Annotated in this window: 13 protein-coding genes; 9 read left to right on the forward strand and 4 right to left on the reverse strand. The window is 66.9% G+C overall.

Annotated elements, in window-relative coordinates; translation table 11 throughout:
• Window positions 1-150 precede the first annotated feature (150 nt).
• From DI272_RS14680 to DI272_RS14690, 3 genes are all read left to right on the forward strand, one after another.
• Window positions 151-834, forward strand: coding sequence for a lytic transglycosylase domain-containing protein (locus DI272_RS14680; RefSeq protein WP_181387185.1), 684 nt, complete (start codon window positions 151-153; stop codon window positions 832-834).
• Between the two features lie 60 nt (window positions 835-894).
• Window positions 895-1,866, forward strand: a complete 972-nt coding sequence (locus tag DI272_RS14685) for an RNA polymerase sigma factor (RefSeq protein ID WP_109495803.1) — start codon at window positions 895-897, stop codon at window positions 1,864-1,866.
• Window positions 1,867-1,977: 111 nt separating this feature from the next.
• Window positions 1,978-2,880, forward strand: coding sequence for an alpha/beta fold hydrolase (locus tag DI272_RS14690; protein WP_109495804.1), 903 nt, complete (start codon window positions 1,978-1,980; stop codon window positions 2,878-2,880).
• Window positions 2,881-3,039: 159 nt separating this feature from the next.
• Here the strand turns inward: DI272_RS14690 and DI272_RS14695 are convergent, their stop codons facing one another.
• The 3 genes from DI272_RS14695 to DI272_RS14705 form a co-directional block, all read right to left on the reverse strand.
• Window positions 3,040-3,420, reverse strand: a complete 381-nt coding sequence (locus tag DI272_RS14695) for a DUF6009 family protein (RefSeq protein ID WP_097275318.1) — start codon at window positions 3,418-3,420, stop codon at window positions 3,040-3,042.
• Window positions 3,421-3,622: 202 nt separating this feature from the next.
• Window positions 3,623-5,209 (reverse strand): phage/plasmid primase, P4 family, encoded by a 1,587-nt coding sequence (locus DI272_RS14700; RefSeq protein ID WP_109495805.1) that lies wholly within the window; start codon window positions 5,207-5,209, stop codon window positions 3,623-3,625.
• Window positions 5,206-6,393 (reverse strand): bifunctional DNA primase/polymerase, encoded by a 1,188-nt coding sequence (locus DI272_RS14705; protein WP_309221658.1) that lies wholly within the window; start codon window positions 6,391-6,393, stop codon window positions 5,206-5,208. The genes DI272_RS14700 and DI272_RS14705 overlap by 4 nt, the downstream gene beginning before the upstream one ends.
• A gap of 876 nt (window positions 6,394-7,269) precedes the next feature.
• Between DI272_RS14705 and DI272_RS45285 the strand changes: the two genes are divergently transcribed.
• The 6 genes from DI272_RS45285 (at window position 7,270) to DI272_RS14735 (ending at window position 13,267) form a co-directional block, all read left to right on the forward strand.
• Window positions 7,270-8,079 carry a hypothetical protein gene (locus tag DI272_RS45285; RefSeq protein ID WP_258314559.1) on the forward strand — a complete coding sequence of 270 codons (810 nt, stop codon included), beginning with the start codon at window positions 7,270-7,272 and terminating at the stop codon, window positions 8,077-8,079.
• A 268-nt stretch (window positions 8,080-8,347) separates the two neighbouring features.
• Window positions 8,348-9,607: a ParA family protein gene (locus DI272_RS14715; RefSeq protein ID WP_109495807.1), complete on the forward strand. Its 1,260-nt coding sequence runs from the start codon at window positions 8,348-8,350 to the stop codon at window positions 9,605-9,607.
• Window positions 9,604-10,794: a ParB/RepB/Spo0J family partition protein gene (locus DI272_RS14720; RefSeq protein ID WP_109495808.1), complete on the forward strand. Its 1,191-nt coding sequence runs from the start codon at window positions 9,604-9,606 to the stop codon at window positions 10,792-10,794. The genes DI272_RS14715 and DI272_RS14720 overlap by 4 nt, the downstream gene beginning before the upstream one ends.
• 734 nt (window positions 10,795-11,528) lie before the next feature.
• The gene (locus DI272_RS14725; RefSeq protein WP_109500839.1) at window positions 11,529-11,981 is read left to right on the forward strand and encodes a MarR family transcriptional regulator; all 453 of its coding nucleotides are present in this window, start codon (window positions 11,529-11,531) and stop codon (window positions 11,979-11,981) included.
• On the forward strand, window positions 11,978-12,289 hold the full coding sequence (locus DI272_RS14730; protein WP_109495809.1) for a replication initiation protein, RepL2: 312 nt from the start codon (window positions 11,978-11,980) through the stop codon (window positions 12,287-12,289). Before DI272_RS14725 ends, DI272_RS14730 begins: the two co-directional genes overlap by 4 nt.
• A gap of 345 nt (window positions 12,290-12,634) precedes the next feature.
• Window positions 12,635-13,267: a peptide deformylase gene (locus DI272_RS14735; RefSeq protein ID WP_109495810.1), complete on the forward strand. Its 633-nt coding sequence runs from the start codon at window positions 12,635-12,637 to the stop codon at window positions 13,265-13,267.
• A gap of 32 nt (window positions 13,268-13,299) precedes the next feature.
• Here the strand turns inward: DI272_RS14735 and DI272_RS14740 are convergent, their stop codons facing one another.
• Window positions 13,300-14,304: a LuxR family transcriptional regulator gene (locus tag DI272_RS14740; protein ID WP_109495811.1), complete on the reverse strand. Its 1,005-nt coding sequence runs from the start codon at window positions 14,302-14,304 to the stop codon at window positions 13,300-13,302.
• Window positions 14,305-14,324 lie beyond the last annotated feature (20 nt).

Below are 14,324 nucleotides of genomic sequence, written 5' to 3' on the forward strand. Positions count from 1 at the left end.
CGAGCGACAACAGGTGTGAGTATTCACACCTGCTCCAACATTTGCGCTATCTGTCGACGAACGGCAGAGTTTTCCAACTACCAGGGCCGTCAGACGAGTTGCCCGCCACGGTCCCGGCACTCCCCCGCGGACGCACCGGAAGGAAATCGCGTGAGCCCCATCTCGGTCCGGGGATTCGCAGTGGCCTCTGCCACCGCGGTCACCGCTGTCGGAAGCGTCGTAGGCGTTGCCTCGGGCAGCACCGCACAGACGAACGACGCCGAGGCGACAGCAGCCGAGACGACGCTCCTCGCGGGCATACCCGCAGGCCAGCAGGCCCAGGTGCAGACCGCGTCGCTGACGCAGCAGGCCAACGTCCAGGCCATCCAGGCGGACGCGAGCGCCAAGAAGGACGCCGAGGAATCGGCCCGCAAGGCTGCTGCCAAGTCGGCGATCGAGAAGAAGGAAGCCGCCGAGAAAGCGGCGAAGGAAGCCAAGGAACGCGCCGAGGCCAAGACGGCGGCCTCCCGGTCCGCGTCCAGCTTCCCCGTGCAGAGCTCCTACACGGTCGCGCAGATCCAGGCGATGGCGGCCCAGATGGTGCCGAGCGGCCAGTTCCAGTGCTTCAGCAACATCGTGGACCACGAGTCCAGCTGGAACTACCGCGCCGTGAACGCCTCCTCCGGCGCCTACGGCCTCTTCCAGGCGCTGCCGGGCTCCAAGATGTCCTCGGTCGGCGCCGACTGGCAGACCAACCCGGCCACCCAGATCAAGTGGGGCCTCAACTACATGAACGGCGTGTACGGCAGCCCCTGCGCGGCATGGACGTTCTGGCAGGCCAACCACTGGTACTGAGCCCCGACCCCGCGCCACGAGTTAAGGTCGAAGACACGTGTCGTGGCCGGGAGGACAGGTATGAACGCGATACCGGGAGACGCCGGCCCGCCGCAGGACGCGGCTCTGACCCTTGCGGCGCAGTCGGGCGACGTGTCCGCGCTGGCTCTCCTGCTGGAGCGGCACCGGCCCGGCATGCGGGCGGTGGCGCTCAGTCTGCTGGGGCCGGGCCCGGACGTGGACGACGTCATGCAGGAGGCGGCGCTGGTGGCGCTGCGCCGGATCGTGGACGTGCGTGACCCGGAGGCTGTGGGGCCCTGGCTGCGCATGGTCGTACGCAACTGCTGCCGCACGCTGCTGCGGGACGCTCGGCGGGTCGAGCCCATGGAGACGCTCCCCCTGCCCTCTTCCGGCGCCACGCCCGAACAGGTCCTGCAGAGCCATGCGCTGCGGGACTGGGTCTGGGAAGCGGTGGAGGCGTTGTCGCCGACCCTGCGGCTGCCGCTCATCCTGCGGTACTTCTCCACCGGAGTCACCTCCTACCAGCAGATCGCCGAGGCCTGCGCCGTTCCGGTGAGCACGGTGCGCAGCCGACTGAACCAGGCACGCACCGCCCTGGCCCAGGCCCTCACCGCCACCGCCGCCTCGGCTCACGACGACGCCTCACGTCGTACCGAAGCCAGCTGGCAGGAGGCACGCGAGACACTGGCGGCCGCCGAGCGCGGCGACTTCGACAAGGTGGTCAAGGACCGCTACTCCCCCGAGGTCGCACTGCTGGCCGGCGGGCAACGGCTCGGCGGCGCCGACCTGCTGCTGGCGGGCATGGACGGGGATCTCTCGGCGGGGGTGCGCCAGCGCCCGCTGCACGTGGTGGCCGGACGGTCGCTGGTCGTGTGGGAGATGGAGCTGGTCAGCCCGCCCGACGACCCTGAGCACTGCCCGCCCGGTGTCGCCTGGATCATGTCGCTCGACGGCGGCCGCTTCGACCGGGTCTCCCTGTACCACGCGGCACGCCCACAGCCGACGCCTGTGCAGGCGCCTACAGCGGCCTGATGACCGGCCCCCATCGAGCGTGATCCAGATCACACCATGGCGGTAAAACTTCTCCGGTTCCGGGGCGTCTTGTCGGTGTCACTGACCCTCGCGGACCTGACGGAGATCTTTATGACCACGCCCCCCACCCACACCGACCCCCTCTCCCCCGGTGTTCACTCCTATCAGACAGGCGGAATCACCCAGCGCTATCACGTGCACGGCCGCGGGCCGGTGTGCGTGGCGCATCCCGGTGGCCCCGGCATCTTCTGGGAGTACCTGCGCATGCCGGCCCTCGAAGAGCACCTGACGATGGTCTACGTCGAACCCGTGGGCACGTCCGAGGACAGCCGGCTGCCCTCGCACCCCCACGGCTACACCCGCGAGCGCTACAGCCGCTTCCTCCAGGTGCTGATCAACCGGCTGGGCGTGCGCAAGGTGCACCTGCTGGGGCACTCGCACGGCGCCTTCGTCGCCGCTTACCACGCCCTGCACCACCCCGAGCAGGTGGCGGGCGTCGTGCTGTACGAGGGGGCCCCCGTCACCGGACCCGAACACGGCGCCGAGGCGAACCGCATGGTGGAGGCGTTCATCGCCAAGCACGCGGGCCATCCCGGCCTCCCCGATGTCCTGGCCGCGTTCGGTGCCATGGGCAGCATCTCCAGCGATGAGCAGACCCTGGCGGTCGCACGGGGTGTACTGCCTTCGTACTTCGCCGACTACTGGGGCAACGAAGAACAGTTGGCCCCGTTCCGGGACGCGGTCCGGGCCACCTACATCTCAGGCCTGGACGAGCACCTCGCCCCCGACGTCATCGACGACCGCGCCGCGCTCAAGGAGCTGGAACCGCCCGCGCTCGTGATCGTGGGCCGTCACGATGTGATCTGCGGGCCGCGCTGGGGCTATGAACTGGACGAGCTGATCCCCGACTCACAACTGCTGGTGTTGGAGAACAGCGGACACATGGGGCACGTCGAGGAGCCCGAGACGTTCGCGGCGGCTGTCCGGGACTTCGTCCTGCGGGACACGGCGTAGGCAGCGCCAGGTTCACGTGCGTCGGCTGTGTCAGGGTCGACGCACGTGAACCCGGTACGGGCGGCGGTGCGTCGTAGTAGAGGGGACTTGTCTGCACGCTCCGGATGCCACCGCCTGTGAGCCTGTGCGTGCTTGCTCCGGAAGTCGACGGTGAAGCAGTCAGGGCGCCGACGCCACGGCGACCGAGCCGGACTGCGAGCGGGGAGTCTTGGCGCCCGGCTTCTTCGGCTCGATGGTGCGCGGGTCGACGGCCTCGCCCGGCGCACCCTCGCGGTAGAGACCGTCGGGCAGGCTGTCACGGTCGTGGGGCAGCAGGAAGAAGACCCGCCGCTTGTACAGGCCACTGTCGGGGTCCGGGGAGGCATCCTCGTCCAGCAGCGCGTAACCCACCATCCTGCCGTCGCGCGCGTACGGCGGCTTGGTGTTGCGCCTCCTGGTCTTGTCCAGCGCCTGACGGACGTAGTCGAGCCGTTCGAGGTTCTCCAGCCACACCACCTCGGCCTCGTGGATGAGGTCGCTCTCGGTCAACAGCGAACTCATGGCTGCAGCCCCTCCTTCGTCGGCATGCTCCCCCGCCATGGAGGCATGTCCGGGCATCGATCCGTCCCGCTCCGGCCCGCTCGCCGCAAAGTGACGGGCCGCTCTGTGAGGACCACCGCGTGCGGGGCCGGGCCACCATCGTAGAGCGCACCGGGACACCGGTGTAGGGCACGTCGGGTGGACGGCTGCCCGACGCCAGCCTTCATGCCTGCTCCAGCAGGCCGATACCGGGGTAATACTTACGGCCGTTCGACTTGATCATGTCGTTCGGTGAGGCCACTCCCACTTCCTGACGGACGCGGTTCGCGAACGCCCTCGGAGTCGCCGGCCGGATGCCCTCGCCTGCGTTGCACCACGAGCTGTACTCCGCGTAGAGCAGCCCCTGTTCGACCCGCAGGTCCTTGCCGGGATCGCAGTCCCGGGTGCAGCACTCGGCGAGGAAGCGGCCGATGTGATCCTCGGTGGTGGCGTAGGCCGTGGTGGCGATACGGACCCGGTCGGGGCCCTCCAGCGGGTCTCTGGTGCGCAGATACCGTTGCGCGCCCTGGATCAGCCAGTGCAGGATCCCTGGGCCCTCGTCCCGTACGAGTTCGAAGGCGAGGTTGTCGATCCTGCGGTGCGCCGGAACTGTGCGCGTGAAGGGCAGCAGGCGGATGCGGCGCCAGAACGCGAAGCCGCCGGTGGAGACCTCCGGGCGGTGGTTGCCCAGCAGCCACAGGTGATGCGTGGGGGTGAACGAGAAGTAGTCCTGCCGCATGCGGCGGGCCTTGATCTTGTCGCCACCCGTCAGCAGCCGGACCCGGGCCTCGTCGAATTTATCGTTGGGCTTCAGCTCGCTGCACACCACCAGGCGGCGCCCGTGCAGTTCGGTCAGCTCGGTGGAGTGCTCCGAGAAAGCACCGCGGTCCATCAAGAAGCCCGGCGGGGCCGCGTCAGCGTAGTCGCCGAGGATCTGGATCATGATGTCGAGCAGCACGGACTTGCCGTTCTTGCCCTCACCATGGAGAAAGGGCAGCACCTGGGCGCCCACGTCGCCCGTGATCGAGTACCCGAGCAGCAGGTGCAGGAAGTCGATCATCTCCTGGCCCTCGTCGTCGTCCCCGAAGGTGTCGGCGAGGAAGCGGTGCCAGCGAGGGGTGTCCATGTCCTGCGGGGCGACGCTGGTGGCACGGGAGTGGAAGTCGCGAGTGGGATCGGCCTTGCGCAGTTGTCCGTTGTTCAGGTCCACCACGCCCTCAGGCGTGCACAGGGCATAAGGGTCGCCGTCGAGCCGGTCAGGGTCGACGGAGATGTCCGGGGACGCCTTCGCCTGCGTCAGAAGGGCTTTGAGGCCGGTGGTCGACAGGGTGCGCCGCTTGTGCTGGGCGAGTTCGCGGTCGCTGAAGACACCGCGCGGATCGTTGAGCGGCATGTCCTCAGCCATCTCCCCCGCGGCCCACAGTGCGGCCTTCTCCCCTCCCCCGCGCTTCCACCGGTAGCCGTCCCAGGAGAACCAGCCCAGACCCTCGACGTGGCGGAACTGGTCACGGTGCAGCTGGACGAAGAGCCGTGCGTTACCCCGGTCGGAGAGCGAGGGAGGCAGCACGGTGGGAACGCTGAGGCCGGCGCCGGGAGCGACGACTTGGGGCACCGGAGCCGCCTGCGGGACCGTGGCGACCGAGGAACCGGTGAAGCCCTGCGCCGGGAGCCGGGCAGCGCCGGGAGCCATGTCCGCCGACTGAAGGTCGAGCATCTGCTGAGCGGCAGCCTGCGGATCAAAACGCGGGGAGCCTTCGGCACTGCTGCTCATGGACGTCCTTTGAGGTGAAGAGGGCGGACGGACCCTACGGCAAGGGCGTCGTCAACGATCTTTTCATTCCTGGACTGCTGCCAAGGGCGGGCATAGTGAGCGACACGGACAAGTCGGTCGCGAATGGCGGCGTGCTCCAGATGGCCCGCACCGACCAGCCCACCGGCTGTGTAAGCGGCCCTGTTGAGCTTTTCGGAGAAGCCCGTGCCCTCCGCAGCGGCAGCACACTCCGCGACCTGAGCGATCAGGGGGTCGATGACCTGATGAGCGGACCCTGTTCGCTTCGGGCCGTTCCTGACCGGGGGTGCTGCCGCGGGAGACAGGGCAGGTGCCGAGTGCTCGAAGCCTGCGGGCTTTGCAGCCCTAGGCTCGATGACATGTCCTGTGCGGCGCAGCTCGCTCTGTAGCCACCGCGGTATTACGGCCGGATACCGGGCGGCCCCTTCGGCACGGTAGACACCCTGGGGCGTACGGGTGCCCGGGGCCACGATGTAGCCCCCCTCGGCACGGACATCGACCTGCCAGGCGAGCGCCGTGTTGCGTCCGGAACCGGTCGAACAGCGGTAGCGGGTAGCGGCGTCGGGAGTTCGGTACCAGACATGCAGGCCGCCGGACGGGGTGCGGACCCTCAGCGTGTCCTCGTCCTGGGCAGGATTCTTCTCCCCGCGATAGGCCGCCAGAAGTGCCAACGTGTCGAAGCCCGAGGCGAGTCCTGTGAGCTCGACCTGCTCAGGAATCGAGATACCCGGCAACAGGTGCGCCCGGTCCACGACAGACACCTGGTGGGCATCGATGTCAATCACGAGAAGACCTGCCGGGCCACAGGCGACACCCACTCCTGCGGACGGCGCGTCGCCCCACCACCGGTCGATGAGTTCAGGATCGGTCGTTGCCGCATGAAAGCCATGGCAAGGGCGACCGGCGGGGAGACAAGGGCAGGTCGTCGGCTCATGTCGCTGCCCCGAGCAGGAAGCACAGTTGCCGACAGGGGTCTTGCGACCCGGGGAGAGGGGATGCACCGGCCAGCCCTGCGCCGCACACCATCGGGCGACGGCCTGCGGGGGCGCAGGGGACGCGGGCGCGACTCTGGCGGCACTGTCTCGGTCCTCACCTTCGCGCGGCACAGGAATCGTCCTTGTCACTTCTGTCTGCCCGATCACTTCACACACCTGACGCGCTGCCACCCCGTCAGGGACCGAAGGGACTCTGATGCGAAAAGAGTGTAAGGCCCACCTGCGCAAAAGGAAGGTTGTCCAATCGGCGTGCCGTTTCTATCAGGTTCCTCAGTCCCTTGGGTCCCTTCGGTCCCCGCGTCGGGGTCCCACCCTAGGGGCGGCAGGGACCGAAGACTCGGAGACCCGTTGGCAGCCTCTGGGAGGGGCTCAGAGGGACCAAAGGGTCCAGGGACCGAAGAGGCAGGGGCTGTACTTCATGGGGTCCCCCTTCGGTCCCTGGGTATCGCCGCAGGTCAGAGAGGTACAGCCTAGCGGAACAGGGACTGTAGGGACTGAACTCCGCCATTATGAGCTGTACTAGATATGTGGTTCGTATACGCCCGCGCGTACGAATACATGTCTTGTCTACGTCATAATGGCGACGTTCAGTCCCTTCAGTCCCTATCCTGACCGGCAAAAGCCCTCTGACCTGCGAAAACACCAGGGACCGAGACGCAGGGACCGAAACTCCCCCGGTCCCTCTCAGTCCCCGCCTTCAGACCCTGGTCCCTGAGGCCTGCTGCTTCCAGGTCCGAAATGGCGTGAACCTCTTCGGTCCCTGCACTCGTTGCTCTGATGTGGGGAGTGGAGGAGCAGGGACCAGAAACTCGCGAAGCCACTCCCCCGTCGTGGGTGGGGCGGATGACGTTTCAGTCCCTGAGACGGCCGTGCCTGCTCCAGGCAGCTGGACCGGAGGGGACTCCTCCGCTCCCCCGCGGGCTATTACGCCGTAATAGCCCCGCCAGGGGAGGCTGCCCACCCAGTAGCGCCCCTGTCAGGAAGACTGTCCTGGGCCGGTGGCGTTTCACAGAATGTGAAACAGGCTCTGTGGGACAGGATGTTGGCATGAAGAAGCGCGCCCGGAGTGCGGCCCGGCCGACGAATCCCCTGGTCAGGGCACCTATGCGAATTGGGACCCTGGATGCTGCTGCTGTGGTCGCAGAGCTGCGGCAGACGCATGAGGAGGCAGAAGACCCGGACGTGGAGCTGATGCCCGCCGACGAGGAGCTGTTCGGTGCGCTGCTGTATCTGGAAAAGCACGCCAGGGCGTTGAGCAAGCAACCTCCTGCCGTGCAGCGCGCCGCAGCGCTGAAGCGGGTGCAGTTGTGGGAGTACCTCCGCGAGCAGACCGAGCTCCATCAGGCGCGGGCAGTGGACGATGCCCGGGGCGCAGGAGCCCAGTGGATCCAGCTGGCCCCCGTGCTGGCAGTGGGCGCGGCAAGCGCCGCGTACAACAAAGCGAAGCGTTTGAAGGCGGCCGGGCTGATCGATGACCCTTCGTCAGGCCACCACGTCAGGCGGACACCTGAAGCGGTACTGGAGGCCGAGCGCCGGCTGGCCCGAGCGGAGGCCGCTGAGCGGAGGGCTCAGGAAGAAGCCCAGCGTCGGCACGCCCTCATGGTCCCCGTGGCCACTCGGCTGCTGGAGCAACGCGAGGCGCTGGTGCGGGACGAAGACACCGACTACTGGCTGGAGGAGATCGAGGCGGTACTCCCCCACTGCCGGACCCCACTGCAAATGGTGAGCCTCAAGCGCTATCTCGACGCCGCGCTGCGGTCCCTGACCAAACTGGAACAGCAGAGCGCCCGTTCTGTCGCCCTCACCGATGAGGCCCGTCTGGCACTGGCCGCGGCGGTGGAACTACAGCAGGAGTAGCGAGGAACCTATTACGGCGTAATAGGTCTGAGGACTCGACAGACGCTTGATCCCTCGTCGTGAGGATGAGTCCTGTGCGACGCAGGGGCTTGTAAGGAGAGGGGCACTCGTGGAGTCTGAGTGGTCCCGGCGTGCCGTACGACGTGTCTTGTGAACCCGGCCGAGCTATTACGCCGTAATAGGGGCACGAGGGTTCCTCGCATCGCCAACTCGCACTAACTAACGTGTCGATGCAGCAGATGATCTCTGACGTTAGTAAGGTAGCGCCATGAGTATGCCAGCCACCTCAAGCGACCGAGCCAAGGTCGTCTCCAAGCTGCCGGGATGGCTCCGGCAGAACCTCAAAGTCAGAACCGCCCAGCTCGGCATCGAGATTCAGACCGCCGTCGAGCAGGGCATCACCGCCTGGTGCGACCTTGCCTCAGCCACCGCGACGGTCGACACCGCTGGAGCGGAGTCCTTCTCCACCTTCCTGCCACCGGGACAGTGGGAAGCGTTCCGCAAGGTTGCGGAGGACCGACGCGTCTCCCTGATTCAGGGCCTCGCCCAGTCCGTTCAGCTCTGGCTCGACACCAACCCCGCACCCGATGTGCAGCGACCCGCCATCACCCGCCGGATCGTTGTGTGCAACCAGAAGGGCGGCGTCGGCAAGACCGCCATTACTGCCGGAGTAGGGGAAGCCCTCTCCGAAGACCCCAACCGGCTGTTCCCCGTTCGGGTTGCCAAGGCCCTGGCCTCGGCGCTCCGGGCCGACGACGCTGATGAGACCGTCGTGGAGAACGACCCGCTGGATGTGGAGAAGCTTCCCGGGCCTGGACTCCGCGTCCTGCTGGTCGACTTCGACCCCCAGTGCCACCTCACCAATCAACTGGGTGCCGCTCCCCTGGCGATGAACGGTGACAGCCTCACCAATCACATGGCCGGCGACCCCAAGGGTGAGCTGAAGGACCTGATCGTCTCGATCGATGAGGACCACTTCGGTGGACGACTGCATCTGCTGCCCGCGTGCCATGATGCCTTCCTCCTCGATGTACGCCTGTCCGCAGTGCGTGCTCGAGAAGCCGCCTTGGAGCGGGCCCTCCTGCCGCTCGAAGCCGATTACGACGTAGTCATCGTGGACTGCCCGCCCAGCCTCGGACTCAGCATGGATGCCGCGGCCTACTACGGGCGCCGCCGTGACAGTGAAGGCCCGGGGCAGTCCGGGGCCCTGATCGTGGTCCAGGCCGAGGACAGCTCTGCTGACGCCTACGACCTGCTGACGAACCAGATAGAGGATCTCCGCAACGACCTCGCCCTCGACATCGACTACTTGGGCATCGTCGTCAACCTCTACGACGGCCGACGTGGATACATCGCCACGTCCTCCCTCCAGGGCTGGATCGACATAAAGGATCCGCGCGTCGTAGGCCTCATCAGCGACCTCAAGGAACAGAAGGAAGCCGTCCGTATGAAGCAGCCGCTGCTGAGCTATGCGCCTGCCTCACAGCAGGCCATCGCCATGCGCGCGCTGGCCCGGGAGATCTCATGAGCAAGGCCGACCAGCTCGGAGCCGGACGATTCGGGGGAGGCGCCCGGCCCGTCAGCGCTCGTCGAGCCGCCATCGGCGCAGCCACCGGTGTGCCCACCGATGGGGTGGCACCTCCGACCCGACTGCCCGTCACGCGCATCAGCCCCAACCCCGAGAACCCCCGCACCTCCCTCGGCGATCTGACCGAACTCACGGGCAGTCTCAAGGAACACGGCCAGAAGCAGGCCATCACGGTCATGAACCGTGACGCCTACCTCAAGGCCAACCCCGCCCGGGCCGACGACCTTGAACCCGACACCACCCATGTTGTCGTGGACGGCAGCAGCCGACTGGCGGCCGCACGCGAGGCAGGACTCACGCATCTCAACGTGATGGTCGACGACGAGCAGGGGAGTGATGGCGACGCCATCCTTGAGTCCGCGCTCGTCGCCAATATTCACCGTAATGATCTGGACCCTCTGGACGAGGCTCGGGCACTTCAGCGCCTGCTCTCGATCCACGGGTCACAGGTGAAGCTGGCCAAGCGGCTGAGCAAGTCGCAAGGTTGGGTGTCCCAGCGGCTGGCGCTGCTGAACCTGACCCCAGAACTCCAAGCCGCGGTGGGGGAGGAGCCCGTCGAGCTCCTGCGCTCCGTCGCCAAGGAACCCCACGAGCGCCAGGAGGCTGCCCTCCAGGAACTCAAGGCGGAGCGTGCGCGCAAGGAGGAGGAACGTCGAGCTCCGACTCCGGCCCCCGTACCCGCACCGATGCCTGCCTCAGCCGCGGCCCCTGCCCCCGCCCCGGCGCCCGCTGTCGCTCGGGAGGAAGTGGCACCGGAGCCGTCCGTGCCCCCGCAGGCCGTCAACGACTGGGAAGCTCCCGTCGAGACGCCAACTCCGCACCCCTCCAGGACCGTTCCTCCGGCCGCCGACCCAACACCGGCAACGGTGACGGCGGTTGACCGGACGGCGAAGAAGGATGCGACGGCGGAACCCGGGGAGACTCTGCCCGATCCCCGGGCGGCCGAGAGTGTCGGCGGGGACGTGGACCAGGCCCCGGCCGAACCGGGTACCGCACGCCGACTCCCGTACGACGATGGGGCGTTCATCGCCATGCATCTCATCCAGAAGATGAGCGACACGGAGTTCGACAAGATGCTCGACATCCTCAACGAGCATCAGAGCCAGCGCATGGAGTCGCGGATCTGAGCATCCTGGCTGTCGAGGACTGTCGCGTCTGTGGCCGGTACGAGCACTGTCTCGTACCGGCCACAGCTGTCTCGACCTATTACGCCGTAATAGGTCAGCCAGGAGCAGGAGCCTGGAGGCAAGTCCGGCTCTACACCTTCGGCCGCGGGCCCGTCCGCTTCAACGGAGGGCTCCTCGCCGTTGAAGCCCTCCGGTTCACAGGCCATGACGTGGCTGAGCCGGGTGGGGGCTGACCGAGGCATACGCGCGCCTGGGTGACCGCGCGCCGGTCCGTCGTGGCTGGCTTTCCGTGGTGCGGGAGGAGAGGGGGCGGAGGTGGTCGCGAGCCCGTACGTCACTGGGGCGAGAGGAGGTGGGGGGAGGGGAGTGCCGGGCTGTGTCACAAGTAAAAGAGCGACATCTCGGCAAAGGGGCTCTGACCTGCAGAGATAGAGGTTCGGACCACGATTGTGCGAACTGCCAGGCAGTTCCTGTGGCCGTACAGGCAGTTCGCAGGAACTGAGCACCACTGTTCCAGGACAGCGGTAAATTGACGTCACGTACATGTCTCGCCGAGGGTTCGGCCCGTGTCCGCGTGAGGGAAGGCCGGGCGTGATCGTGTGCTGTCAGGCAAACGACACGGCCGACAGGCAGAGTTAATTGACTTGATGCTCATGTACGTTAAGTTCATGACGGCGGTCTGACGGGCCGTCCCGAACGGACAGTGCGGCAACGACCTAGGCACGGAGGACGTGTTGGGAGCAGTACGCAGACTGGTCGACGCCGACACCGGTGAACCGATTCCCTATGCCCCCTACGCCTTCTCCGGCAGGCACACTCAGGTGGACAAGGCCAGAGTCGAGGCCATTACTGAGTCCAGGGCCTTCACGCCCAGCGAGAAGTTCCTCGTCCTGTGGTGGATCGGTGTCTCGCCCGAGGGGATGGAGCCGTTGCGGGCCACGGGCGCCGACATCGCCAAGCGCGTGGGCATGTCGACGGACGCGGTCGGGAAGATCAACAGGAAGCTGCTGAAGCACCGGGTTCTGGTGATCCGTGGACGCATCGGGAACTACAACCTGTACCGCATCACCCCTTACATTGCTTTTCACGGAACAGGCTTGGAACAGCGTGAAGCGGTGAAAGCATGTAATCCGCCGGACATCCCGGGCTTCGACGAGAACACCCCCGCACGGTGGGAGGCAAAGTGACCAGTGACGACAAGCAGCAGAATCTCAGGCTGCTGGAGGCCACGGCCGGCATGACCGCCAACCAGCGTCTCGTCGTCATGCTTTACGCGCTGCACCCGACGGACCGCTCCGGTGCCGTTCTGGAGACGGCGGCTCAGCTGGCCAAGTTGGTCGGGATGGCGCCGCCGGTCTTCTCGCGGACCCGCAAGCAGGTCATCGGGCTCGGCTGGCTGGAAGAGACCGAGAAGATCGGGCACATCAGGTACTACCGGATCACCCCCGGGAGGCTGGGGGAGCGGGTCGTCGTTCCACTGCGGCGGGCTACCTGACGGAACTGCGTAGGCGTCCCGTGGATCGTCCCTCATTGACGTCACGTACATGAGGGACGATCCACGGGACGCCTTGTCTGCCATCTGGGCAATGTCGCTGGTGAGTAAGGCGGGTATTTCACTCAAGGCGCAAAAGGTGACAAACTTGCGCACATCAACCCTCGTTCGAACAGTTCGATTCTTCGCTCAGAACGATTCTCCCGTGCGAGGCCTCATTGCCGCGGAGCAGCGCTCACGCTCACGAGCTTCCGATGTGAGCTGTTTGTCTGTTCCTGAACTGTGCCCTTCCTCACTCCTGCAACCACTCGGTGAACCTCGCCTTGCTCGGGCTGCGGTTGTGCAGACATGGAGAGCAGTGAACTCACCGAAAAGGTGACTCAACTTCTTGAGAAGCCGGGCCCACTGACCATTGTCCAGGCGGGCGATCCCGTGCTCCGGCAGAAGACCCCTGCCTATGACGGGCAGCTCGACGACGACCTGTTGCAGCGTCTGATCGCCCGGATGCGCGAGACGATGGGTGAGATCTCTGGAGCCGTCGGACTGGCCGCGCCGCAGGTCGGTCTTCCGATACGGCTTGCGGTGCTGGAGACGCCCGAGGCGTTCTCCGCCCGGCTCATCGAACTCGGCCAGCAGCCTGTGCCGTTCACGGTGTTGGTCAATCCCTCTTACGAGGCGGTGGGCCGATTGCGTACGGCGGCCTTCGAAGGATGTCTGAGCGTGACCGACTGGCAGGCGGTTGTGGCTCGACCGGACCGGATCAGCGTGACCCGCGAGGACGAGCGGGGACGACAGCACGTCGAGACGTACGCCGAGCTCGGGGCGCGGATTGTGCAGCATGAGGCAGATCATCTCGACGGGATGCTCTATCTCGACCGGGCTGAGCTGCGGTCCCTGTCCACGACGGAGCAGGTCGTGGAGCGCTGGGGGGTCGCTGGTGTCACGGCGGCCTCCGAGCACCTGGGGTTTCGGCTGCCGTAAGGGCTCTGCTGCACAACGGAGTTGAGAACCCGTCAGAGCCAGCCGCGGCGGGCCGCCTGCCAGGCGAGTTGCATGCGGGTGCCCGCCCCGGCGCGGGTCATCAGACTCTGGATACGGCGTTGGACGGTCCGTCGGCTGAGGCCGAGCTGGGAGGCGATCGCCTTGTCCGCGACCCCTGCAACCAGCAGAGACAGCAGCTTGCTGTCGGCCGGTGACAAGGCAGGGTGGTGGGGCATGGAGTCGTCCGGGGACAGGTCGTCACCTTCCGCCGAGAGATGGAGAGGGACGGCGTTCTCCCAGTAGCTTTCGAAGAGGGCGACCAGGGCGTCGAGCAGACTGCTGTCCCTGACCAGTGCGGTGGTGGGCTCGCCGGGACTGCCGTGGGGGCCACCGGGCACCAGGGGGAAGATGCCCACGGACCGGTCGGCTATCGCCAGGCGCAGGGGCAACCACGGGACGGAGCGGGCGACTTCGCCGGCGCGCACGCCCGCCGCCACGTTGTCGATGGCCCCCTCGTCGTCGAAGAAGGCCTTCTCGTACAGCACCCGGTAGCGGACGCCTCGGGCGAGGGCCTCGAACTCCTCCGAGTTGCTGCCGGAGGGCATGGCCACGTACTGGGCGCGGCAGAACCAGAGCATCTCCTCACGGGCGTTGACCTGGATCTGCTTGAGCCGCTGGCGCAGTGCCTCCGCCCCCGTGATGACCTCCAGCAGCTGTCCGGCGTCGTGGCGGCGCGCGGTCTCGCGGTACGTCTCCAACAGGCGGCCCGCCTCCGCTCGTGCGGTGTCCAGGGCGTCGGCGGTGTGCTTGATCCGGGGGAGGAGCGCGATGTCCGGGGGGACCGCCCGGAACATCCGTGGTGTGCCGTCGGTGTGAGTGGCCAGCCCCTGGCGTACCAGGGCTTCGAGTACCTGGGTGCTGTCGGTCCCGTCCAGGTCCGTGCGGCGGGCGATGTCTTCGGCCGTTGCTCCGCCCGCCGTCACGAGGAGCCGGTAGACGGCCTCCAGTTCTGGTGCGATTCCCGCAGCTTCCAGCATCCCGAAGGCCTTCTCCGCTC

The organism is Streptomyces sp. Act143 (assembly GCF_003143935.1).
In the GTDB taxonomy this organism is placed as follows: Bacteria; Actinomycetota; Actinomycetes; order Streptomycetales; family Streptomycetaceae; genus Streptomyces.

Excerpts from the sequence above, each read along its gene's own strand:
- DI272_RS14685 (WP_109495803.1), top strand. The coding sequence starts at position 895 with ATGAACGCGATACCGGGAGACGCCGGCCCGCCGCAGGACGCGGCTCTG.
- DI272_RS14690 (WP_109495804.1), top strand. The coding sequence starts at position 1,978 with ATGACCACGCCCCCCACCCACACCGACCCCCTCTCCCCCGGTGTTCAC.
- DI272_RS14695 (WP_097275318.1), bottom strand. The coding sequence starts at position 3,420 with ATGAGTTCGCTGTTGACCGAGAGCGACCTCATCCACGAGGCCGAGGTG.
- DI272_RS14700 (WP_109495805.1), bottom strand. The coding sequence starts at position 5,209 with ATGAGCAGCAGTGCCGAAGGCTCCCCGCGTTTTGATCCGCAGGCTGCC.
- DI272_RS45285 (WP_258314559.1), top strand. The coding sequence starts at position 7,270 with ATGAAGAAGCGCGCCCGGAGTGCGGCCCGGCCGACGAATCCCCTGGTC.
- DI272_RS14715 (WP_109495807.1), top strand. The coding sequence starts at position 8,348 with ATGAGTATGCCAGCCACCTCAAGCGACCGAGCCAAGGTCGTCTCCAAG.
- DI272_RS14720 (WP_109495808.1), top strand. The coding sequence starts at position 9,604 with ATGAGCAAGGCCGACCAGCTCGGAGCCGGACGATTCGGGGGAGGCGCC.
- DI272_RS14735 (WP_109495810.1), top strand. The coding sequence starts at position 12,635 with ATGGAGAGCAGTGAACTCACCGAAAAGGTGACTCAACTTCTTGAGAAG.
- DI272_RS14740 (WP_109495811.1), bottom strand. The coding sequence starts at position 14,304 with ATGCTGGAAGCTGCGGGAATCGCACCAGAACTGGAGGCCGTCTACCGG.